This window comes from Vibrio metoecus (assembly GCF_009665255.1).
GTDB classification, from domain to species: domain Bacteria; phylum Pseudomonadota; class Gammaproteobacteria; order Enterobacterales; family Vibrionaceae; genus Vibrio; species Vibrio metoecus_B.
Window position 1 is genome coordinate 176,978 of record NZ_CP035686.1, and the last position, 18,515, is coordinate 195,492.

Annotated in this window: 24 protein-coding genes; 8 read left to right on the forward strand and 16 right to left on the reverse strand. The window is 48.5% G+C overall.

Annotation, left to right across the window (positions count from 1 at the left end):
* Window positions 1-59 precede the first annotated feature (59 nt).
* The 12 genes from mgtE to EPB59_RS00935 form a co-directional block, all read right to left on the reverse strand.
* Window positions 60-1,421: a magnesium transporter gene (mgtE, locus tag EPB59_RS00880; protein WP_000840452.1), complete on the reverse strand. Its 1,362-nt coding sequence runs from the start codon at window positions 1,419-1,421 to the stop codon at window positions 60-62.
* A gap of 170 nt (window positions 1,422-1,591) precedes the next feature.
* The gene (locus tag EPB59_RS00885) at window positions 1,592-1,870 is read right to left on the reverse strand and encodes an HPr family phosphocarrier protein (protein WP_001135899.1); all 279 of its coding nucleotides are present in this window, start codon (window positions 1,868-1,870) and stop codon (window positions 1,592-1,594) included.
* A 9-nt stretch (window positions 1,871-1,879) separates the two neighbouring features.
* Complete coding sequence (gene rapZ / locus EPB59_RS00890; RefSeq protein WP_055051224.1) at window positions 1,880-2,740, reverse strand: RNase adapter RapZ; 861 nt, start codon at window positions 2,738-2,740, stop codon at window positions 1,880-1,882.
* 12 nt (window positions 2,741-2,752) lie between these two features.
* Window positions 2,753-3,199, reverse strand: coding sequence for a PTS IIA-like nitrogen regulatory protein PtsN (gene ptsN / locus EPB59_RS00895; protein ID WP_154171345.1), 447 nt, complete (start codon window positions 3,197-3,199; stop codon window positions 2,753-2,755).
* 2 nt (window positions 3,200-3,201) lie between these two features.
* On the reverse strand, window positions 3,202-3,489 hold the full coding sequence (gene hpf / locus EPB59_RS00900; RefSeq protein ID WP_055051222.1) for a ribosome hibernation promoting factor: 288 nt from the start codon (window positions 3,487-3,489) through the stop codon (window positions 3,202-3,204).
* 24 nt (window positions 3,490-3,513) lie between these two features.
* Window positions 3,514-4,977, reverse strand: coding sequence for an RNA polymerase factor sigma-54 (locus tag EPB59_RS00905; protein WP_154171346.1), 1,464 nt, complete (start codon window positions 4,975-4,977; stop codon window positions 3,514-3,516).
* Between the two features lie 55 nt (window positions 4,978-5,032).
* Window positions 5,033-5,758, reverse strand: a complete 726-nt coding sequence (lptB, locus tag EPB59_RS00910; protein ID WP_000996178.1) for an LPS export ABC transporter ATP-binding protein — start codon at window positions 5,756-5,758, stop codon at window positions 5,033-5,035.
* A 2-nt stretch (window positions 5,759-5,760) separates the two neighbouring features.
* Window positions 5,761-6,258 (reverse strand): lipopolysaccharide transport periplasmic protein LptA, encoded by a 498-nt coding sequence (gene lptA / locus EPB59_RS00915; RefSeq protein WP_055029249.1) that lies wholly within the window; start codon window positions 6,256-6,258, stop codon window positions 5,761-5,763.
* Window positions 6,239-6,802 (reverse strand): LPS export ABC transporter periplasmic protein LptC, encoded by a 564-nt coding sequence (lptC, locus tag EPB59_RS00920; protein WP_055029250.1) that lies wholly within the window; start codon window positions 6,800-6,802, stop codon window positions 6,239-6,241. The genes lptA and lptC overlap by 20 nt, the downstream gene beginning before the upstream one ends.
* A complete protein-coding gene (kdsC, locus tag EPB59_RS00925) occupies window positions 6,799-7,356 on the reverse strand; it encodes a 3-deoxy-manno-octulosonate-8-phosphatase KdsC (RefSeq protein ID WP_154171347.1) in 558 nt (185 codons plus the stop codon). The genes lptC and kdsC overlap by 4 nt, the downstream gene beginning before the upstream one ends.
* A 3-nt stretch (window positions 7,357-7,359) precedes the next feature.
* The gene (gene kdsD, locus EPB59_RS00930; protein WP_055029251.1) at window positions 7,360-8,334 is read right to left on the reverse strand and encodes an arabinose-5-phosphate isomerase KdsD; all 975 of its coding nucleotides are present in this window, start codon (window positions 8,332-8,334) and stop codon (window positions 7,360-7,362) included.
* 24 nt (window positions 8,335-8,358) lie between these two features.
* A complete protein-coding gene (locus EPB59_RS00935; protein ID WP_154171348.1) occupies window positions 8,359-9,321 on the reverse strand; it encodes a calcium/sodium antiporter in 963 nt (320 codons plus the stop codon).
* 495 nt (window positions 9,322-9,816) lie between these two features.
* Here EPB59_RS00935 and mlaF point away from each other — a divergent pair, with 495 nt between their 5' ends.
* The 8 genes from mlaF to EPB59_RS00975 all read left to right on the forward strand — a co-directional run bounded on the left by mlaF (window position 9,817) and on the right by EPB59_RS00975 (window position 15,184).
* Window positions 9,817-10,620 carry a phospholipid ABC transporter ATP-binding protein MlaF gene (gene mlaF / locus EPB59_RS00940; RefSeq protein ID WP_055029252.1) on the forward strand — a complete coding sequence of 268 codons (804 nt, stop codon included), beginning with the start codon at window positions 9,817-9,819 and terminating at the stop codon, window positions 10,618-10,620.
* Between the two features lie 4 nt (window positions 10,621-10,624).
* Complete coding sequence (gene mlaE, locus EPB59_RS00945) at window positions 10,625-11,401, forward strand: lipid asymmetry maintenance ABC transporter permease subunit MlaE (RefSeq protein WP_154173162.1); 777 nt, start codon at window positions 10,625-10,627, stop codon at window positions 11,399-11,401.
* A 2-nt stretch (window positions 11,402-11,403) separates the two neighbouring features.
* Window positions 11,404-11,895, forward strand: coding sequence for an outer membrane lipid asymmetry maintenance protein MlaD (gene mlaD / locus EPB59_RS00950; protein ID WP_055029253.1), 492 nt, complete (start codon window positions 11,404-11,406; stop codon window positions 11,893-11,895).
* Between the two features lie 3 nt (window positions 11,896-11,898).
* Window positions 11,899-12,534, forward strand: a complete 636-nt coding sequence (mlaC, locus tag EPB59_RS00955; protein ID WP_055027393.1) for a phospholipid-binding protein MlaC — start codon at window positions 11,899-11,901, stop codon at window positions 12,532-12,534.
* On the forward strand, window positions 12,534-12,863 hold the full coding sequence (locus EPB59_RS00960) for an STAS domain-containing protein (protein ID WP_154171349.1): 330 nt from the start codon (window positions 12,534-12,536) through the stop codon (window positions 12,861-12,863). The genes mlaC and EPB59_RS00960 overlap by 1 nt, the downstream gene beginning before the upstream one ends.
* Window positions 12,856-13,110 (forward strand): BolA family iron metabolism protein IbaG, encoded by a 255-nt coding sequence (gene ibaG, locus EPB59_RS00965; protein ID WP_000376481.1) that lies wholly within the window; start codon window positions 12,856-12,858, stop codon window positions 13,108-13,110. Before EPB59_RS00960 ends, ibaG begins: the two co-directional genes overlap by 8 nt.
* Before the next feature lie 7 nt (window positions 13,111-13,117).
* Window positions 13,118-14,377, forward strand: a complete 1,260-nt coding sequence (gene murA / locus EPB59_RS00970; RefSeq protein WP_154171350.1) for a UDP-N-acetylglucosamine 1-carboxyvinyltransferase — start codon at window positions 13,118-13,120, stop codon at window positions 14,375-14,377.
* Window positions 14,378-14,455: 78 nt separating this feature from the next.
* Window positions 14,456-15,184, forward strand: coding sequence for a 1-acylglycerol-3-phosphate O-acyltransferase (locus tag EPB59_RS00975; RefSeq protein ID WP_195707026.1), 729 nt, complete (start codon window positions 14,456-14,458; stop codon window positions 15,182-15,184).
* Window positions 15,185-15,264: 80 nt separating this feature from the next.
* On the opposite strand, the gene EPB59_RS00980 is transcribed toward EPB59_RS00975, so the two are convergent.
* The 4 genes from EPB59_RS00980 to argF form a co-directional block, all read right to left on the reverse strand.
* On the reverse strand, window positions 15,265-15,654 hold the full coding sequence (locus EPB59_RS00980) for a RidA family protein (protein ID WP_000170058.1): 390 nt from the start codon (window positions 15,652-15,654) through the stop codon (window positions 15,265-15,267).
* Between the two features lie 104 nt (window positions 15,655-15,758).
* The gene (gene pyrI / locus EPB59_RS00985; RefSeq protein WP_069731257.1) at window positions 15,759-16,226 is read right to left on the reverse strand and encodes an aspartate carbamoyltransferase regulatory subunit; all 468 of its coding nucleotides are present in this window, start codon (window positions 16,224-16,226) and stop codon (window positions 15,759-15,761) included.
* A gap of 11 nt (window positions 16,227-16,237) precedes the next feature.
* Window positions 16,238-17,167, reverse strand: a complete 930-nt coding sequence (pyrB, locus tag EPB59_RS00990) for an aspartate carbamoyltransferase (RefSeq protein WP_000013853.1) — start codon at window positions 17,165-17,167, stop codon at window positions 16,238-16,240.
* Between the two features lie 250 nt (window positions 17,168-17,417).
* Window positions 17,418-18,422 (reverse strand): ornithine carbamoyltransferase, encoded by a 1,005-nt coding sequence (gene argF, locus EPB59_RS00995; protein ID WP_000885252.1) that lies wholly within the window; start codon window positions 18,420-18,422, stop codon window positions 17,418-17,420.
* Between the last annotated feature and the right edge of the window lie 93 nt (window positions 18,423-18,515).

Here is an 18,515-nt window from a genome sequence, read left to right on the forward strand (position 1 = left end):
GAATGAAAAAGCCGACAGAAAGTCGGCTTTTTTGTCGAATCAATTTGGGAAATCGGAAACTAACTGGCGAGCAGCAAAGTGGCTAGACCGAGAAAGACGGATAAACCAATCACATCGGTGACGGTGGTGAGCGCCATCCCGCCAGCGAGAGCTGGGTCGATATTCATTTTTTTCAGCAAAATAGGAATGCTTACTCCAGCAATGCCAGCCACGATAAGGTTGGTCATCATCGCCGCGGAAATGATCCCGCCAAGCATCCATTCTCCTTTCCACACTACGACGATGGCTCCGATGATCAATGCCCAGGTAATGCCATTCAGTAGGCCGATTGCCGCTTCTTTCATCAGCAATTCGCGCTTGTTACTGTCACCGATGTGACCGAGTGCCAGCCCCCGAATCACCAGAGCCACGGTTTGGTTACCGGCTACGCCGCCCATGGATGGAACTATGGTCATCAGCACAGCAACCGCCGCCATTTGTTCGAGAGTGGCTTCAAACATGTTCGAAACCGAAGCCGCAGCAAGAGCGGCTAGCACGTTGGCACCGAGCCAAATACTGCGTTTGCGCGCCGATTTGACGACAGGGGCGAAGGTATCTTCATCATCATCCATACCCGCCATACTCATCATCGAGTGTTCGGCGTCTTCACGGATAATATCGACCACGTCATCGATGGTAATACGGCCAACCAGGTGTTGGTTTTCATCCACCACTGGGGCAGAAACCCAGTTACGCCGTTCGAACAGATTGGCGATGTCGGAGTCTTTCATATCGACTTTGATCGCTTCGTCTGCATCGTCCATCACTTCACTGACCGGTACATCCGGTTGGGTGGTGAGCAAAGTGACGAGGGAAAGATGACCAATCAGTTTGCTTTCATCATCAATCACATACAGCGCATCGGTGGCTTCGGGCAGTTCGCCCTTCATACGCAGATAACGCAGTACCACATCGACGTCCACATCGGCACGGATGGTGATCACGTCGGTGTTCATCAGACCGCCGGCGGTATCTTCCGGATAGGAAAGCGCGGTTTCGACCCGCATGCGATCCGCGGCGTCCATTTGGGACAGAACTTCGCGTGACACATCATCCGGCAAGCTACGCAATACGTAGGCGACATCATCGATGTCCATACCTTCGGTCGCTTCGGCGAGCTTCTCCGGTGCCATTTTCGACACCAGCGCGTCCTTAACGTCTTCATTCAGCTCGTCAAGGATTTCACCGTAATCTTCCGGGTCAGTCAGTTGCCACAACACCTCACGCGCTTTACGGGGTGAGGCTTCCAGCAGATGAGCAATATCTTCTGGCTCCATGTCCTGCAGTTGGCGACGGACATGAACAAAGCGGCCATTATCTAAGGCTTCAGTGATTTCTTGGAGGGTGAGGTGAGCTTGGTCAAATTCGATTTGCTCGGCCATGGCTTCCCCCTAGGTTTGAATTGGAATAATGGTCAGCATGGTAACTTAATTTACCTGCTTATTTAATAAGATCTTAGTGAGGAAGAAAGATTTCTTTACGGTTATTTGCTTGGTTTTGGCAAGTGCGTTCTGAAGAGCAATAAGTTGTCGGTCAGAGAAAGCCGATAACCTTACTCATCTTCATCAAATTTTTGTTCGATAAGCTGACAAACGGCCTGTAGTGCTTGCTCAGCTTGCGAACCTTCGGCAGAGATCACCACGTTTTGCCCTTGTGCTGATTCCAGCATCAGTAACCCCATCACACTGTCGGCCGTCGCTTCTCGGCCATCTTGGCTCTGCACGGTTAGAACGGCATCAAACGACTGAGCCAATTGTACCAATTTGACGGCTGCGCGAGCATGCAGACCAAGGCGGTTTTGGATGAGAACGGTTTGGCTCAATTGTGGCATGATGAACTCCTAGGATTGCTGCTTTTCCAATGAAGTATGGCGGATTTGTACCTGATGACCAAGTTGGGCAAAGTATTCGCCGATCTGTTGAGTGAGATAGACCGAGCGATGTTTACCACCGGTGCAACCAATGGCAATGGTCAGGTAGCTGCGATTGTTTTTCTCAAGCATAGGCAGCCAGTATTCAAAGAATTTTTGGATCTGCTGTTTCAGCTCCATCACTTCGCTATGGCCTTCCAAGAAGGATTTGATCGGTGCATCCAGTCCCGTCAGTGGGCGTAGATCTGGCTCCCAGTGCGGGTTTGGCAAAAAGCGCACATCGAACACGTAGTCGGCATCGCTCGGTAAACCGTACTTAAAGCCAAACGATTGAAACACCATGACGAGGTCCTTGCGCTCACGGCCTTCAATGCGCATACGCACCGTTTCGCTCAGGTCATGTAGCGACTGATTACTGCTATCAAGGAGTAGATCGGCTTGTTCTTTGAGTGGGCGCAGTAGTTGCTTTTCTAACTCTATCGCTTGTGCAAGCGAAGGCTTGCTTTGACTCAGAGAAAGAGGATGAATACGCCGTGTTTCACTGTAGCGTTTGAGCAGGGTTTCTTTGCTGGCATCAAGAAACAGCATGCTGACATCATTGTTTTGCTTGAGCTGTTCGAGCACATCCTGTACCAAGCCCGGCTCTTTGGGCAAGTTACGTATATCGATGCTGACGGCCACGTTCTGCTGGCTGCCCTGTACCGATTGAATAAAAGCGGGCAGCAGACTGACGGGTAGGTTATCAACGCAATAGTAACCTAGGTCTTCCAGTACCCGAAGAGCGACGCTCTTACCGGCTCCTGATTGTCCGCTGACCACGATCAAACGCATACTGTTTGCCTGCTATTGGTTTACCATGATGTTAAACAGCTCTTGATCGCTTTCTGCATTGCGAAGCTGCTTGAGGATCTGCTTATCGTTGAGGCGTTCTGCCATACAAGCGAGGGTTTTCAAATGCTCTTTGCACTGATCTTCAGGAACCAAGAGAGCAAACAGGAGATCGACCGGACGATTATCAATCGAATCAAATTCAATCGGCTCTTCACACTGCAATAGCACGGCGACGGCGTTTTCGCTGTCGGACATGCGTGCGTGTGGGATGGCTATCCCGTTACCAATACCGGTACTGCCCATTTTTTCGCGGCTTAACATGCACTCGAACAATTCGGTGGCATTCTGGCCAGTATGAAGGGCAGCGATTTCGCTGATGATTTCTAGTGCTCGTTTCTTACTAGAACATTGGACTGCACTTTTGGTGCAGTCCAATGAAAGTACTTCGCTCAATTGCATGATTAATGACTACTTAGCTTTTCTTTATGCTTATTCAATTGTCGAACCAATTTATCCACCAAACTATCGATGGCGGCATACATGTTTTCATCGTCCGCGTGGGCGTGAATTTCAGCTTGGTTTACGTGGAGCGTAGCTTCGGCGATCTGGCGCAGTTTTTCAACACGTAAAATGACTTGAACGTGATTAATTTGGTCGAAAAAACGCTCAAGTTTGTCAAATTTGGAGTGAACATAGTCTTGCATTGAATCGGTAAGATCAATGTGGTGGCCTTGAATGTTGATTTGCATAGACTTTCCTTTTCTAGTTTAGGCCTATAGCAGGCGTTTACGCTGACTTGATGGAGCAATGCCGAGTGACTCGCGATATTTAGCAATGGTTCGTCGCGCCACTTGGATACCTTGGTCAGCCAGTAGGGTTGCGATCTTGCTGTCACTCAGTGGCTTGGCTGGGTTTTCCGCCGCCACCAGTTTTTTGATCAGCGCTCTGATCGCAGTGGACGAGCACTCTCCGCCATTGTCAGTACTGACGTGACTGGAGAAAAAGTACTTCAACTCAAAAATGCCGCGTGGGGTATGCATGTATTTCTGCGTGGTGACACGCGAAATGGTGGATTCATGCATTTCCACGGCCATCGCGACATCGTTGAGCACCATTGGCTTCATCGCTTCTTCTCCATACTCGAAGAAATCGTGCTGGTGTTCAACTATGCACTTGGCAACTTTGAGCAGTGTCTCGTTTCTACTTTCTAAACTTTTGATCAGCCATTTTGCTTCTTGCAAATTGGTGCGGATGTAGTTGCTCTCCGCATTATTGCCGCGCATCAGGTCGGCATACTGCTGATTGATCTTCAGTTTAGGCACACTGTCTGGGTTGATGGTGACCAACCATCGACCTTGTTCTTTATACACTGACACATCAGGTATGACGTATTCAGCGTGATCTTCAGCGATTCGACTGCCAGGGCGAGGATCGAGTTGCTGAATGAGCTGTAGGATCTCGCGTAAGTCCTCTTCTTTGAGCTTAGTCTCTTTCAGAATGGTTTTGTAATCGCGATTACCTAAATCATCAATGTATTGTGAGAGTAGCAGTCGCGCCTCTTCCAACCATGGGGTCTCAATGGGATACGTGGTGAGCTGCAGCAGTAAACAATCTTGCAGATTCAGTGAGGCGACACCAAAGGGATCAAACTGTTGTATGCGTTTACGCACCGCTTCGATTTCATCTAGCTCAATATCATCACTGCGTAGGCTTTCTTGGATCTCTTCCAGTGAGACCGTCAAATAACCGTAGTCATCGATGGCATCGATGAGGGCGATAGCAATAGTGCGATCCACATCGCTAAAGGGGGTTAAATCAAGTTGCCAGAACAGGTAATCTTGCAGAGTTTGGGTGGTTTCGCCTTGGTAGATGGGCGCATCATCATCGAGCGCCAGTCCTGTGCTGCCAGTATTGGCGCTATATACTTCGTCCCAAGTGGTATCCATTTCCAGTTCGGCACTGATTTCGGATTTTTCAATCAAGTCCGAGCTGTCTTGTGGTTCAGGTTCGTAGAGTTCTTCGGGTTCGCGTGGGCTTTCTTCCGTCAATCGCACGCTATCGAGTGATGGTGCATCGTCTTGGTTATCTTCCACTTCTAACAAGGGATTGGATTCCAATGCTTCCTGAATTTCTTGCTGCAGATCCAGCGTCGAAAGCTGCAACAAGCGGATTGCCTGCTGGAGCTGCGGAGTCATGGCTAACTGTTGACCTAGCTTGAGCTGTAATGACGGTTTCATGCAGTAATGGATGCCTTGTTATTGTTAGTATTGTTTGAACTCTACTCTGTTTTAATCATAGACGGAATTGTTCGCCGAGATAAACCTGCTTCACCTGTTCATTATTAAGAACATCTTGTGGGGTGCCTTCCGCAATCAAACGTCCTTGGCTGACAATATACGCTTTTTCACACACATCGAGCGTTTCACGCACGTTGTGGTCGGTGATTAGGACACCTAGACCGCGATCGCGCAGATGTTCGATGATTTTTTTAATGTCGATAACTGAAATCGGGTCAACGCCGGCAAAAGGTTCATCGAGCAAAATAAATTGTGGGTTGGCGGCCAAGGCTCGCGCGATCTCGACTCGGCGACGTTCACCACCCGAGAGCGCCATCCCGGCACTTTTACGGATATGCTGAATATGGAACTCTTCGAGCAGATCTTCGAGTTTGTCTTGACGCTCTTCATGGGTCAGCTCTTCACGAGTTTGCAGTACGGCCATGATGTTGTCTTCGACCGAGAGCTTGCGGAAGATCGAGGCTTCTTGGGGTAGGTAGCCAATCCCCATCCGTGAACGGCTGTGCATCGGTAAAATACTGATGTCGTTGTCATCAATAGTGATAGTGCCTTCGTCACGCGCGACCAGACCTACGATCATGTAAAACGAAGTGGTTTTGCCTGCTCCGTTTGGGCCAAGCAGGCCAACAATCTGTCCTGACTCAACTTGTAAGCTGACGTCTGAAACCACTTTGCGTTTTTTGTAGCTCTTGGCTAAGTGCTGTGCTTTTAGAATGGCCATGGTTACTCTTGTTGTACTGCTTGTGGTTGAAGAACGGTTGAAACACGCCCTTTGCCTTCACTATCGGCAATCAGCTTTTGTGAGCTGATTTTGTAGCGGATTTTGCTGCCACGAATTTCACTATCATCTTGTGACAACATGGCTTTCTTAATCATCACCAATTCGTCATCACGAACCTTGTAGTACAGCTCGTTCGCTTCTCCATACAGGGTTTTGCCTTCGTCGGTGAGCTGAGAGAAGGTGGCAACGTCGCCGTAGCCTTCAATTTCTTCAATCTTGCCGTTCGTTGCATTACGGATCACGATCAGCTTGTCGGCATTGATGTTGATGCTGCCTTGCTTGAGTTTCACATCCCCGATAAAGGTCACGCGGTTACTTTTCATATCCAGTTGTTGACTGTCGGAGTCAATGTAAACTGGTTGTTCTCTGTCGGTAGAGAGTGCATAAGCCTGAGTCGAGGCAAGCAAACAAGCAATAAGACTAAGGTGTGAGCGTTTCATATCTACCTTGTACTTGGTTATAAAGTTCAGCCGAGTGATCAGCAAAGTTGCCTTTCATCGCTTGACCCTGTGTTTCAAATTGTGGGCCGCGTAGTTCGACCGGTTTATCTGCCCAAAAATCACGGCTTTTCAACTGGATACTCATTTCGCTGGTCGAAAGAGTATCAAAACCGGAGTCGGGAAGTAGATTCTTCGCGAGGACATCATCGTACAGAGTTAGCACCTGATCTTTACTCAAAATGCCTCGGCGTGCGGTAATTTCCCACTCTTGTAATGTGCCTTCCCGATACACTTTGAGTATCGGTGCTTTGAACAAGGTATTGCCGCTTTTGGCGTAGTGATCTAAATGGATAGAGGTGATCACATAGCTACGGATGCCTTGTTCGTTGTATGAAATATTTTCTAAATTTTCGCCACTGAACATCGGCAGCTCCAAATTAGGAGCCACCTGAATCGTGCTGTTTTGCTCTTGCTCTAGCAGGTAATAGAGTGACCAAGAACAGACAAACAACAGCAGGACATAAACAATGCGCGGTACGCTCATAGGCTCAGGCCTTTATGTACATCCAATTCGTCACGCGCCTGTAAGATTAAATCGCACACTTCCCGTACCGCGCCATGGCCACCTCTGATGTGAGTGACGTAGTTAGCACGTTTTGCTAGCAGTGGGTGTCCATCAGCCACACAAACACGCAGCGCGACTTTTTCCATCACTGGCCAATCGATGAGATCATCACCAATGTAGCCAGTCTGTTCAGGAGCAATGGCGAGCTTTTGACAAATGTCATAATAAGCCTGTACTTTATCATCCTGTCCTTGATAGATCAGTGAAATGCCTAGCGCTTTCATGCGATTTTCAACAATCTGTGAACGGCGACCAGTAATGATCGCGATTTCAATGCCGGCATTCATTAAGGCTTTCACGCCATAACCATCACGAGTGTGGAAGGTTTTCAGTTCTTCACCTTGGTTACCCATGTAAATTAGGCCGTCAGAAAATACACCGTCAACATCACAAATCAGTAGTTTGATCTGTTTGGCAATCTCCAGCAGTGAAGGTTCCACTTCTCCGTATAAGGTTGAGATGGTTGAACTCATTAATTACATCACTCCGGCTTTGAGTAGGTCGTGCATATTCAGTGCGCCAACCAATTTATTATTTTCAACAAGCATCAGGCCATTAATGCGTTTGGCCTGCATCAAATTCAACCCTTCTACCGCCAGTAAATTAGGCTGTGCCACGGTCGGTTGACGAGTCATCACGTCAGCAATCGCGGTGGTGTGAATGTCGATACGTTTGTCGAGAATACGGCGTAAATCCCCATCGGTAAAAATGCCGAGTAGGGTGTCGTCTTCATCAACCACGGCGGTCATGCCGAGTCCTTTTTGGCTGATTTCCAGTAAAGCATCGCGGATTAGTGCTTGGGGCGCAACTTTAGGCAACGCTTTACCACTGTGCATAATGTCATTCAGCTTGAGGAGGAGTTTACGCCCAAGTGCACCACCTGGGTGAGACAAAGCAAAATCTTCTGCAGTGAAACCGCGAGCCTGCATCAGTGCAACCGCCAATGCATCTCCCATCACTAGGGTTGCTGTTGTGCTTGACGTTGGGGCGAGCTCTAGTGGACAAGCCTCACGTGGTACAGTGATTTGTAGGTGGATGTCCGCCAGTTTTGCCATGTTGGAATTGGGGTTACCCGTCATGCTGATCACGCGAATATTCAAGCGTTTTAGCACGGGAAGTAGGGCGAGAATTTCTGATGATTCACCAGAGTTGGAGATGGCAAGCACGATATCGCCACGCTCAATCATCCCCAAATCGCCGTGCGAGGCTTCTCCAGGATGAACGAAGAATGCTGAAGTCCCCGTGCTGGCTAACGTCGCTGCAATTTTCTTACCAATATGACCAGATTTCCCCATCCCCATCACCACCACTTTGCCGGTTTGATTGGCCAAAATCATGGTACACGCGCTAGCGAAGTCAGCGTTAATGTACTGTTCTAACTGCTGCAATGCTTGGATTTCAGTACGCAAAACTTGCTTGGCGACATCTTGGTAATTAAAGGTATTAGACATGCTCGGTATTCCCTTCTAATGCACTTAGATATTCATCATCAAGTAAGTAATGTAAGCGACGAATGCACACAGCAAGAGTACGCCTTCGGCTCGGGTAATTTGTCGCTTTTTGCCTAAAGCGACCGCAACCAACAACAGTGAAACGCCAAGCATAACCCAAAAGTCACGTCCCATAGCTTCAGGGCTCAGTAGTGACGGGTTGAGCAAACCAGGCAAGCCCATCACCGCTAAAATATTGAAGACGTTCGAGCCGATGATGTTACCGACTGCCATATCATCTTCCCCTTTTAGAGCGCCCGCTAAAGAGGCGGCAAGCTCAGGTAAGCTCGTTCCCACAGCAATAATGGTTAAACCAATCACCAGATCGCTCATGCCAAAATGCTTGGCGATCACTACGGCGTTATCGACCAACATACCAGCCCCAATCGGGAGCAGGATCAAACCGACGACCACCCAGAATGCCGCTTTCGGGTTGCTGACTCCCTCCGGAACTTCAGACTCTTGTTCATTCAGTAGAGCATCACCATTGTGTTTTTCTTTACGGCTAACTTGCAGCATCACGAGGATAAAGGCGGCAAACAGCGTAATCAGTAAAATGCCTTCATAAAAGCCAAGGTGGTTATCCCACAAAATCGCGCCGGCAATCAACGTTACCCCAATCATCATCGGGAGTTCACGACGTAGTACTGCAGAGCCAACTGAGAGGGGTTTGATTATGGCGGTAATACCTAGAATCAACGCGATATTGGCAATGTTTGAGCCCAGCACGTTACCGACTGCGGTATCGGTTTTGCCTTCTAAAGCGGCTGTAGCGGAAACCATCATTTCTGGTGCTGAGGAGCCCATCGCGAGGATAGTCATACCGATCACTAAAGGAGAGATGCCAATATTGCGAGCTAATGCCGCAGATCCGAACACCAATTTGTCCGCGCCCCAAACTAGGATTGCGAGACCGATAAACAGAAAGACCACCGCTTCAATAAGCATGTTGATTCCCAAACATTAAATGAATACGAATGCCTAATGCTTAGAAGCAATATCGAGTGCGCTATCAGTGAGGGGGCGGAATCATCAAGTGATGAATTAGCCCACTCTGTATGCGTCATCAGCATTTTAGGCAGAGAATTGACCGCCAATTTTGACTTGTTGATCATTAAAAGGGAAGTCGAAGTTCCAATTAATTGTCGCTATGCCGCGTCAATTCGCTGCTAATTACGTCAGTTTGTGCAACAGAAACAATAGGAGATAAACCGCAGTATAAAGGCTTAAAACCACGACAAATCAAGGTTGCCTCTCGACGGGTATCGGCTATGCTCACTGAAGGTTTGTATGTCGATTTGGCGTTATGGAAGGCCTCGCCTCGCTTTGACAAATCTTGGTCAATAACTGAGAGGCACATTGAAGCATGCTTTTAATTGCACCATATTGTGCATTATCATGCGCATTCTTTCAGGATGTCGACCTAACAGTGAAGTGCTCCCTATGTCTCAATCTGACTTAGTCACCATCAAAAATTTACGCTTTTCGCGCTCGCAACGGGTCATTTTTGATGATATCGATCTGCATGTCCCCAAAGGTAAAGTGACCGCGATTATGGGGCCTTCAGGGATAGGTAAAACCACGCTCTTACGCTTAATCGGTGGACAGTTGTTGCCTGAGCAGGGTGAGATTTGGTTCGATGGCGACAACATTCCTACACTCAGTCGCCGCAAACTATACCGCGCGCGCAAAAAAATGAGCATGCTGTTCCAATCAGGCGCACTGTTTACTGATCTTAATGTGTTTGACAATGTGGCCTATCCGCTGCGTGAACATACCGAACTCGATGAATCCATGATCAAAACCTTGGTACTTCTTAAATTAGAGGCAGTGGGTTTACGTGGTGCCGCGTATTTAATGCCGAGTGAACTGTCAGGCGGTATGGCGCGCCGAGCCGCTCTGGCGCGTGCTATTGCGCTCGACCCTGAATTGATTATGTTTGATGAGCCGTTTGTGGGGCAAGATCCCATCACCATGGGCGTGTTAGTGGAGCTTATCCGTAATCTCAACCAAGCCTTGGGGGTGACGTCTGTAGTGGTATCACACGATGTGCCTGAAGTAATGAGCATTGCAGATTGGGTTTATCTGTTGGCAGATGGTAAGGTGATCGCTCAGGGTACACCACAAGCGCTGCGCGATAATTCCGATCCGCGCGTACAACAATTTTTATGCGGCGATGCAGATGGACCTGTGCCATTTCGTTTTCCTGCTCAGCCGATAGAACAGGAGCTGTTTAGTGCTAAATGATGTGATGCGATGGGTCAGCTCAGTCGGGCAACGCACGCTGGCGGTCAGTGAAACTTTTGGCCGTGCGAGTTTAATGTTGTTCGGTGCACTGGTTGGGCGTCCGCAACCGGTACGTCATTTCCCTCTTTTAGTCCGTCAACTGTACAGCATTGGCGTACAGTCTTTGGCTATCATCATCGTCTCGGGTCTTTTTATTGGCATGGTGCTCAGCTTGCAAGGTTATGTGATTCTGGTCGATTACGGTGCCGAAACCAGCCTAGGTCAAATGGTGGCTTTATCATTGCTGCGTGAATTAGGCCCAGTAGTCACGGCGCTGCTGTTTGCCGGGCGCGCTGGATCCGCCTTAACCGCTGAAATTGGTTTGATGAAAGCCACCGAGCAACTTTCTAGCCTTGAAATGATGGCGGTCGATCCTCTGAAACGCGTCATTGCGCCACGCTTCTGGTCGGGGGTGATCTCCATGCCGCTGCTGGCGATGATTTTCATGGCGGTCGGTATTTGGGGTGGTCAATTGGTGGGGGTGGATTGGAAAGGCATTGATCACGGTAGTTTTTGGTCAGCCATGCAAGCCTCGGTCGAATTAGGTCAAGATATCGGTAATAGCACCATCAAATGTGTGGTGTTTGCGTTTACCGTAACTTGGATTGCTCTGTTTAACGGTTATGACGCGATCCCGACTTCAGAAGGGATCAGCCGAGCCACCACCCGCACCGTAGTGCACTCATCACTGGCCGTACTTGGGCTAGATTTTGTTCTAACCGCATTGATGTTTGGGAACTGATCATGCAACAAACACGAAAAATTGAATTTTGGGTTGGCAGCTTCGTGCTCGCAGGAATTTGCGCGATTTTGGTGATGATTTTTCAGGTCGCTGACGTGAAAGGTCTGGGTGCTAGCGATACTTATCGCCTGACAGCGGAGTTTGACAACATTGGTAGCCTGAAAGTGCGTTCGCCAGTCAAAGTTGGTGGTGTCGTGGTTGGTCGAGTGGAGTCGATTGCACTGAATAAAAAGAGCCTACTGCCTACCGTAACGTTGGCAATCGATAGCCAATATAACCAGTTTTCTGAAAACTCAAGCTTACAGATCTTAACGTCAGGCTTGATTGGTGAACAATATTTGAGCCTAGTGCCGGGGTTTGTGTTTGAAGATGAAGCCATGCTTAAAGATGGTGATCGCATTGAAGATACCAAATCAGCATTGGTGCTGGAAGATTTGATCGGCCAAGTGCTGTATAGCGTGGGTGGTGGATCAGACAAAGAGAAAAAGGAATAAGAGATGTGGAAGAAGGCTCTACTCCTAGTGAGTGTAATGTTAATGCCTTGGTTGGCAACAGCGGCCACCATTGATACCAGTAATCCTTATCAAATGATGAAAGCGGTGGCTGAAAAGTCGTTCGATCGTCTAAAAAATGAGCAAGATAAAGTGCATCAAGATCCGCAGTACCTCAAGGTCATTGTGGAAGAAGAATTGATGCCTTATGTGAATGATCAATACGCCGCCCTGAAGTTGCTTGGTCCGAATCTCAAGGGTGCGAAACGTGAAGATGTGGCCGAGTTTGTTAAAGCGTTTCGTGATTACTTGGTTACCAACTATGCACAGGTATTAACGCAGTATACGAATCAAACCATCGAGTTTGGCCCTGAAATGCCTCTGGAAGATGATCGTCGAATCACCAGCGTCAAAGTGGAAATCGTTGATGCGCCGCGTCCAAACATCAAACTTGAGTTTAAGCTTCGCCAAGAAAAATCCGGTGAGTGGAAAGCATTCGATATGATTGCTGAAGGGGTGAGCCTGCTTTCCAGTAAGCAATCAGAATGGAATGGAAAGATTCGTCAGGATGGCATTTTAGCGGTAGCCCAAGAGTTAGAACAGCTGTCTAAACAACCGATTCGTTTTGAGAGCAAAAAGTAATGACTCATCCACAATGGTTAGTTGAGAATGAACGAAAGTTCAGTTTAATTGGCGAGTTGGATCGAGAAACTGTGCCTAAATTGTGGATCTTTCTCAAAAATTGGCAGCCGCAAGTGAAGCAAATCGAGCTTTCTTTGCAACAAGTTGTCAGAATTGACTCGGCCGGAATGGTGCTGTTAATTCACTTAATAGAGCATGCAAAAGTGAGAAACTGTCATATAATGCTCAGCTTCGTGCCAGAACAACTGCGCACACTGTTTCAGTTGAGCAATATTGAACATCTGATGTCTCAACACATAGCCAAACCAGCAGAGGTGAATTGTGGATAGCGCACAAGTCCAACAAATTTTACAACAAGCCCTTAATCTTGAAGAAATTCATGTCAAAGGAGAGGGCAGCCACTACGAAGTGATCGCTGTCGATGCTTGTTTTGCCGATATGAGCCGCGTGAAGAAACAGCAGATGATTTATGCCCCTTTAATGGGTTACATCCAACGTAATGATATTCACGCGGTCACAATGAAGACGTTTACCCCACAAGAGTGGGCACGCAATAAGAAGTTGATGTCCCTTTAAGGTTTTTATGGAAAAGTTTCGAGTTATTGGGTCCACGCAGCCACTCCAAGGCGAAGTGACCATTTCAGGCGCAAAGAATGCTGCCCTACCGATTTTATTTGCTTCAATTTTGGCAGAAGAGCCAGTTGAAGTGGCCAATGTCCCCCACCTGCGTGACATCGATACCACTATGGAACTGCTTGAGCGTTTAGGCGCGAAAGTTGAGCGTAATGGTTCCGTTCATGTGGATTCTGGTCCAATCAACCAATATTGCGCACCTTATGATTTGGTAAAAACCATGCGTGCCTCGATTTGGGCATTAGGTCCATTGGTGGCGCGTTTTGGTCAAGGCCAAGTCTCTCTGCCTGGTGGCTGTGCAATTGGTGCGCGCCCTGTGGATCTGCATATCCACGGTCTGGAGCAGCTTGGCGCAACCATTACCTTGGAAGATGGCTATGTAAAAGCCCACGTTGATGGTCGTTTGCAAGGTGCGCATATTGTGATGGATAAAGTGAGCGTGGGTGCCACGATCACCATCATGTGTGCCGCAACACTCGCAGAAGGCACTACCGTACTGGATAACGCGGCGCGTGAACCTGAGATTGTGGATACTGCTATGTTCCTCAATAAATTGGGCGCGAAAATCTCTGGTGCCGGCACGGACAGCATTACCATTGAGGGCGTAGAACGTCTTGGTGGTGGTAAGCATGCTGTGGTTCCCGATCGTATCGAAACCGGCACCTTCTTGGTCGCCGCTGCCGTATCGCGTGGCAAAATTGCCTGTCGTAACACCCATGCCCATTTGCTCGAAGCGGTTTTGGCTAAGCTTGAAGAAGCGGGTGCTGAGATTGAGTGTGGTGAAGATTGGATCAGCTTGGACATGACAGGGCGCGAGTTAAAAGCTGTCAATGTACGTACTGCTCCGCACCCTGGTTTCCCAACCGACATGCAAGCGCAGTTCACACTGCTGAACATGATGGCAAAAGGCGGTGGCGTGATCACCGAAACCATCTTCGAAAACCGCTTTATGCATGTACCTGAGTTAAAACGCATGGGTGCCAAAGCGGAAATCGAAGGCAATACCGTGATTTGTGGTGATGTCGATCGTTTAAGTGGCGCGCAAGTGATGGCGACCGATCTACGTGCTTCTGCAAGCCTGGTCATTGCCGGTTGTATCGCCAAAGGCGAAACCATTGTCGATCGTATCTATCATATTGATCGTGGTTACGAGCGAATTGAGGACAAACTCTCAGCGCTTGGTGCCAATATTGAGCGTTTCCGCGACTAGCGTTAAACTCCTCATTCATGAATGGGCCGAAATCCAAGGGTTTCGGCCTTTTTCTTCCAGTGCTTTCGGAGAAGTTGCATGATTGCGTTATTGCGAATCTTGGCAGTGGCAGTGTTCGCTGTCTATATGTTTGTGTTTGGTTGTGGTTACTGTTTATTTAGCCCTCGCAACCCTAAACACGTTTATACCTTTGGTAAGCAGTTTGCGGCGATGTCGAAAGTGTTCGGCATTAAGCTTGAATACCGCGCTCCGGTCGATGTCGATCAGCGTGGTCAGCACATTTATATTGCTAACCACCAGAATAACTGGGATCTGTTTACCGTTTCCAAGGCGGTAACGCCAAAAGTGGTCACCGTCGGTAAGAAAAGTCTCGCGTGGATGCCACTGTTTGGTCAGCTCTATTGGTTGACGGGCAATATCCTGATTGATCGCGCCAACAAAGCTAAAGCCAAAGGCACCATTGATCAAGTGGTTGATTCGATGAAGCAGAGCGATGTCTCGGTGTGGATGTTTCCGGAAGGGACGCGCTCGCGTGGCCGCGGTTTGCTGCCATTTAAAGCAGGTGCTTTCCATGCGGCGATTGGCGCGGGTGTGCCGATTATTCCTATCGTGTGCAGCTCGACCGATAAGCTTAAATTCAACCGTTGGAATAACGGCCATGTGATTGTCGAAGTGTTGCCTCCCATCAGCACCGAAGGCTACAGCAAAGAGAATATCCGCGAGCTGTCACAGCTTTGCCATGAGCAAATGAAAGCGAAACTGGCAGAGTTGGATGCCGAAGTGGCTGAGCTGAATCGTAAAGCCTAGCCGCAGTTTTGATCAAAACGAATAAAAAGAAAGGGTTGCCACTGGCAACCCTTTTGGTATTTGAGATCCAATAAAATGGATTACTTGCGTACTGCGATCGCTTCGATTTCGATGCCCACATCTTTTGGCAGACGTGCCACTTCAACACAAGAACGCGCTGGGTAGTGCGCCACTTTATGCTCATCAAAGAATGCGCCGTACACTTGGTTTACCGTGCCGAAGTCGTTGAGATCTTTCACGAATACGGTCATTTTTACAATGTCACCGACGGTTAGGCCAGAGGCTTCAACCACGGCTTTCACGTTATCCAGAGATTGGCGAGCTTGCGCAGCGATGTCCGCAGGAATTTCACCTGTGGCAGGGTTTACTGGGATTTGACCAGACGTCAGTACCATGTTGCCAAGATCAACACCTTGAATGTATGGGCCAATGGCAGCTGGGGCCGCGTCAGTATGCAGAACTTTTGTCATCTTTTTTATCCGTTAGTGGTTCCAAAATCGCTGTTCAGTTTGCCTGTAAAGCTTTGGTAGGTAAAGCGTCGTGCGCTCATTTATCCCTATTCTGCTGACAGCGGTTAAGCTTCGATTTCCGTGACCACATCGCGCGCAAACACTTTTTCACAGTATTTGCATTTCAGGCGGATGTCGTTGTTCTTCTCGGTAATTTTGAAGCTACTTTCCACAGGCTCGTTGTGTGAAATGCAGTTGCTGTTTGGGCAAGCAAACACATTGTTGATGCGCTCTGGCAGTTGCAGCGCCAACTTCTTCACCACTTCGTAGTTTTCAATTTGGTTTACAGTCGCGTGTGGCGCGTACAGCGCGAGTTTGTTGGCTTGCGCTTCACTGATGAACACATTTTCAATCTTGAGTAGATCTTTGCTGCCGAGGGCAGAAGAAGGCAGATTGAGGCCGATGGTGACACGCTGTGCGGAGTTGTGCATATCAAACAGCTTCAGCACTTTAATCCCCACTTTGGCGGGAATATGGTCAATGACCGTGCCGTTTTTGATCGCTTCAACTTGTAATTTCGTCTCTTTGCTCATGATTGCTCTCCTTACAGCGATTCGTTCAAAACTAGAGCCAGCAAGGCTTCACGGGCATAAACTCCGTTCTCAACTTGCTCGAAATAGTAAGCGTGTGGGGTTTTATCGACATCGGTGGTGATTTCATCCACCCGTGGCAGTGGGTGCAGCACTTTCAGATTGCTGCGCGCATCGCTCAGGTGAGCGGCCGTCAAGATATAGGCCGATTTGATATGTGCGTATTCCGACTCATCAAAACGTTCTTTCTGTACACGCGTCATGTACAGAATATCCAGCTCTGGGATCACGCTTTCCATATCGCTGAACACTTGGTATTTGACACCAGCTTCATCCAGCTCTTCACAGATGTAGTCTGGCATCGCTAGAGCTTCCGGTGCCACAAAGTAGAAGCGGTTGTTATCAAATTTAGCCAGTGCTTGTGCCAGCGAATGCACGGTGCGGCCATATTTTAAATCACCAACAAATGCAACATCGAGGTTGTCGAGGCGGCCTTGGGTTTCGAAAATAGAGTAGAGATCGAGCAGGGTTTGCGATGGGTGTTGGTTTGAACCATCACCGGCGTTAATCACTGGGACGCCGTTAGAAAATTCAGACGCTAAACGCGCGGCACCTTCTTGCGGATGACGCATCACAAAAGCATCAACATAAGAGGAGATGACGCGTACTGAATCGGCTAGGGTTTCGCCTTTCTTCGCCAGTGACGTGTTGCCGCCGTTATCAAAGCCAATCACGCTGCCACCGATACGTTGGATTGCTGTCTCGAATGAGAGGCGAGTACGGGTGGAAGGTTCAAAGAAACAGCTGGCCACGACCTTGTGCTTGATCAGCTCTGGATTCGGTTGTGCCTTCAGTTGGCCTGCGGTTTTCACAATCAACTCCAACTCAGCGCGTGAGAGTTCAGCAATGGAGATGATGTGCTTTTGGTAAAGCGAATTCGCCATGATCGTCTTCCCTATATTTTCTAACAGCCATAAAAAAGCCCCCCATAAGGGAGGCTTTAACAAATCGATGAGGGGAAAAACAGTGAGGCCAGTAAGCCAATTTGCTTACTACGATGGACACTGCTTTGAGCTGCACGCTGTGCAAATTTCATTGGCTACCCCTCAGACAAACGGTCGGCATTATACGCCGAAAGGCTGTGAGCGCAAGCGATTACATCACAGAGTGCAGGGATATTAAATCGCTGGCACGTTATTGGCCTAAAGTGGCGACCATCACCGCCTTGATGGTGTGTAGTCGGTTCTCCGCTTCATCAAATACAATCGAATATTCTGATTCAAACACCTCTTCGGTGACCTCTAATCCTTGCATGCCGTATTTGGCCGCAATCTCTTGGCCCACTTTGGTTTGGTCATCATGGAATGCCGGTAAGCAGTGCATGAATTTGACCTGTGGATTGCCTGTTGCTTTGATCACATCCATGTTGACTTGATACGGCTTCATTAACGCCACCCGCTCATCCCACGCGTCGGCGGCTTCACCCATCGAAACCCATACATCGGTGTAAAGGAAATCACAGCCTTTTACGCCTTCTTGAACCTCTTCGGTCAAAGTTATTTTGGCACCGGTTTGCTTGGCAATCTCTTGGCAGGTTGCCACTAAGGCATCATTTGGCCAGTACGCTTTGGGCGCGACTAAGCGAATATCCATGCCCATTTTGGCTGCGCCTACCATCAGGGAATTGCCCATGTTGTTGCGTGCATCGCCAAGGTAAGCAAACTTCATTTCATGCAGCTGTTTACCGCGTCCGTGCTCTTGCATAGTCAGAAGATCGGCCAAGATCTGCGTGGGGTGAAACTCATCCGTTAAGCCATTCCACACTGGCACACCCGCGTATTGTCCGAGCACTTCAACAATCTCTTGGCCGAAGCCGCGATATTGAATGCCATCGTACATACGGCCTAGAACACGCGCGGTATCTTTCATCGACTCTTTATGGCCAATTTGCGAGCCAGAAGGGCCGATGTAGGAAACTTGTGCACCTTGATCAAACGCCGCCACTTCAAAGGCACAGCGAGTACGGGTCGATGACTTTTCAAAGATCAACGCAATGTTTTTGCCTTGCAGGGTTTTCTGCTCGGTGCCTGCGTATTTGGCGCGTTTTAGCTCGGCAGACAGATCCAGTAGGAAGTGGATCTCTTTTGGGGTGAAGTCGAGCAGTTTTAAAAAGTTGCGGTTACGTAAATTGAAAGCCATTTCCCTATCCTCGTTTGGCGATTCCAGTTGCGGCTAGTAAAGCATGAAAATGCTATAAAAGTGAATAAATATTTTTAATTAAATAAAGAAAAG

What these genes read in the sequence shown, in the direction of transcription:
- mgtE (WP_000840452.1), bottom strand. Translation starts at nt 1,421, where the DNA reads ATGGCCGAGCAAATCGAATTTGACCAAGCTCACCTCACCCTCCAAGAA.
- EPB59_RS00885 (WP_001135899.1), bottom strand. Translation starts at nt 1,870, where the DNA reads ATGCCACAATTGAGCCAAACCGTTCTCATCCAAAACCGCCTTGGTCTG.
- rapZ (WP_055051224.1), bottom strand. Translation starts at nt 2,740, where the DNA reads ATGCGTTTGATCGTGGTCAGCGGACAATCAGGAGCCGGTAAGAGCGTC.
- ptsN (WP_154171345.1), bottom strand. Translation starts at nt 3,199, where the DNA reads ATGCAATTGAGCGAAGTACTTTCATTGGACTGCACCAAAAGTGCAGTC.
- hpf (WP_055051222.1), bottom strand. Translation starts at nt 3,489, where the DNA reads ATGCAAATCAACATTCAAGGCCACCACATTGATCTTACCGATTCAATG.
- EPB59_RS00905 (WP_154171346.1), bottom strand. Translation starts at nt 4,977, where the DNA reads ATGAAACCGTCATTACAGCTCAAGCTAGGTCAACAGTTAGCCATGACT.
- lptB (WP_000996178.1), bottom strand. Translation starts at nt 5,758, where the DNA reads ATGGCCATTCTAAAAGCACAGCACTTAGCCAAGAGCTACAAAAAACGC.
- lptA (WP_055029249.1), bottom strand. Translation starts at nt 6,258, where the DNA reads ATGAAACGCTCACACCTTAGTCTTATTGCTTGTTTGCTTGCCTCGACT.
- lptC (WP_055029250.1), bottom strand. Translation starts at nt 6,802, where the DNA reads ATGAGCGTACCGCGCATTGTTTATGTCCTGCTGTTGTTTGTCTGTTCT.
- kdsC (WP_154171347.1), bottom strand. Translation starts at nt 7,356, where the DNA reads ATGAGTTCAACCATCTCAACCTTATACGGAGAAGTGGAACCTTCACTG.
- kdsD (WP_055029251.1), bottom strand. Translation starts at nt 8,334, where the DNA reads ATGTCTAATACCTTTAATTACCAAGATGTCGCCAAGCAAGTTTTGCGT.
- EPB59_RS00935 (WP_154171348.1), bottom strand. Translation starts at nt 9,321, where the DNA reads ATGCTTATTGAAGCGGTGGTCTTTCTGTTTATCGGTCTCGCAATCCTA.
- mlaF (WP_055029252.1), top strand. Translation starts at nt 9,817, where the DNA reads ATGTCTCAATCTGACTTAGTCACCATCAAAAATTTACGCTTTTCGCGC.
- mlaE (WP_154173162.1), top strand. Translation starts at nt 10,625, where the DNA reads ATGCGATGGGTCAGCTCAGTCGGGCAACGCACGCTGGCGGTCAGTGAA.
- mlaD (WP_055029253.1), top strand. Translation starts at nt 11,404, where the DNA reads ATGCAACAAACACGAAAAATTGAATTTTGGGTTGGCAGCTTCGTGCTC.
- mlaC (WP_055027393.1), top strand. Translation starts at nt 11,899, where the DNA reads ATGTGGAAGAAGGCTCTACTCCTAGTGAGTGTAATGTTAATGCCTTGG.
- EPB59_RS00960 (WP_154171349.1), top strand. Translation starts at nt 12,534, where the DNA reads ATGACTCATCCACAATGGTTAGTTGAGAATGAACGAAAGTTCAGTTTA.
- murA (WP_154171350.1), top strand. Translation starts at nt 13,118, where the DNA reads ATGGAAAAGTTTCGAGTTATTGGGTCCACGCAGCCACTCCAAGGCGAA.
- EPB59_RS00975 (WP_195707026.1), top strand. Translation starts at nt 14,456, where the DNA reads ATGATTGCGTTATTGCGAATCTTGGCAGTGGCAGTGTTCGCTGTCTAT.
- EPB59_RS00980 (WP_000170058.1), bottom strand. Translation starts at nt 15,654, where the DNA reads ATGACAAAAGTTCTGCATACTGACGCGGCCCCAGCTGCCATTGGCCCA.
- pyrI (WP_069731257.1), bottom strand. Translation starts at nt 16,226, where the DNA reads ATGAGCAAAGAGACGAAATTACAAGTTGAAGCGATCAAAAACGGCACG.
- pyrB (WP_000013853.1), bottom strand. Translation starts at nt 17,167, where the DNA reads ATGGCGAATTCGCTTTACCAAAAGCACATCATCTCCATTGCTGAACTC.
- argF (WP_000885252.1), bottom strand. Translation starts at nt 18,422, where the DNA reads ATGGCTTTCAATTTACGTAACCGCAACTTTTTAAAACTGCTCGACTTC.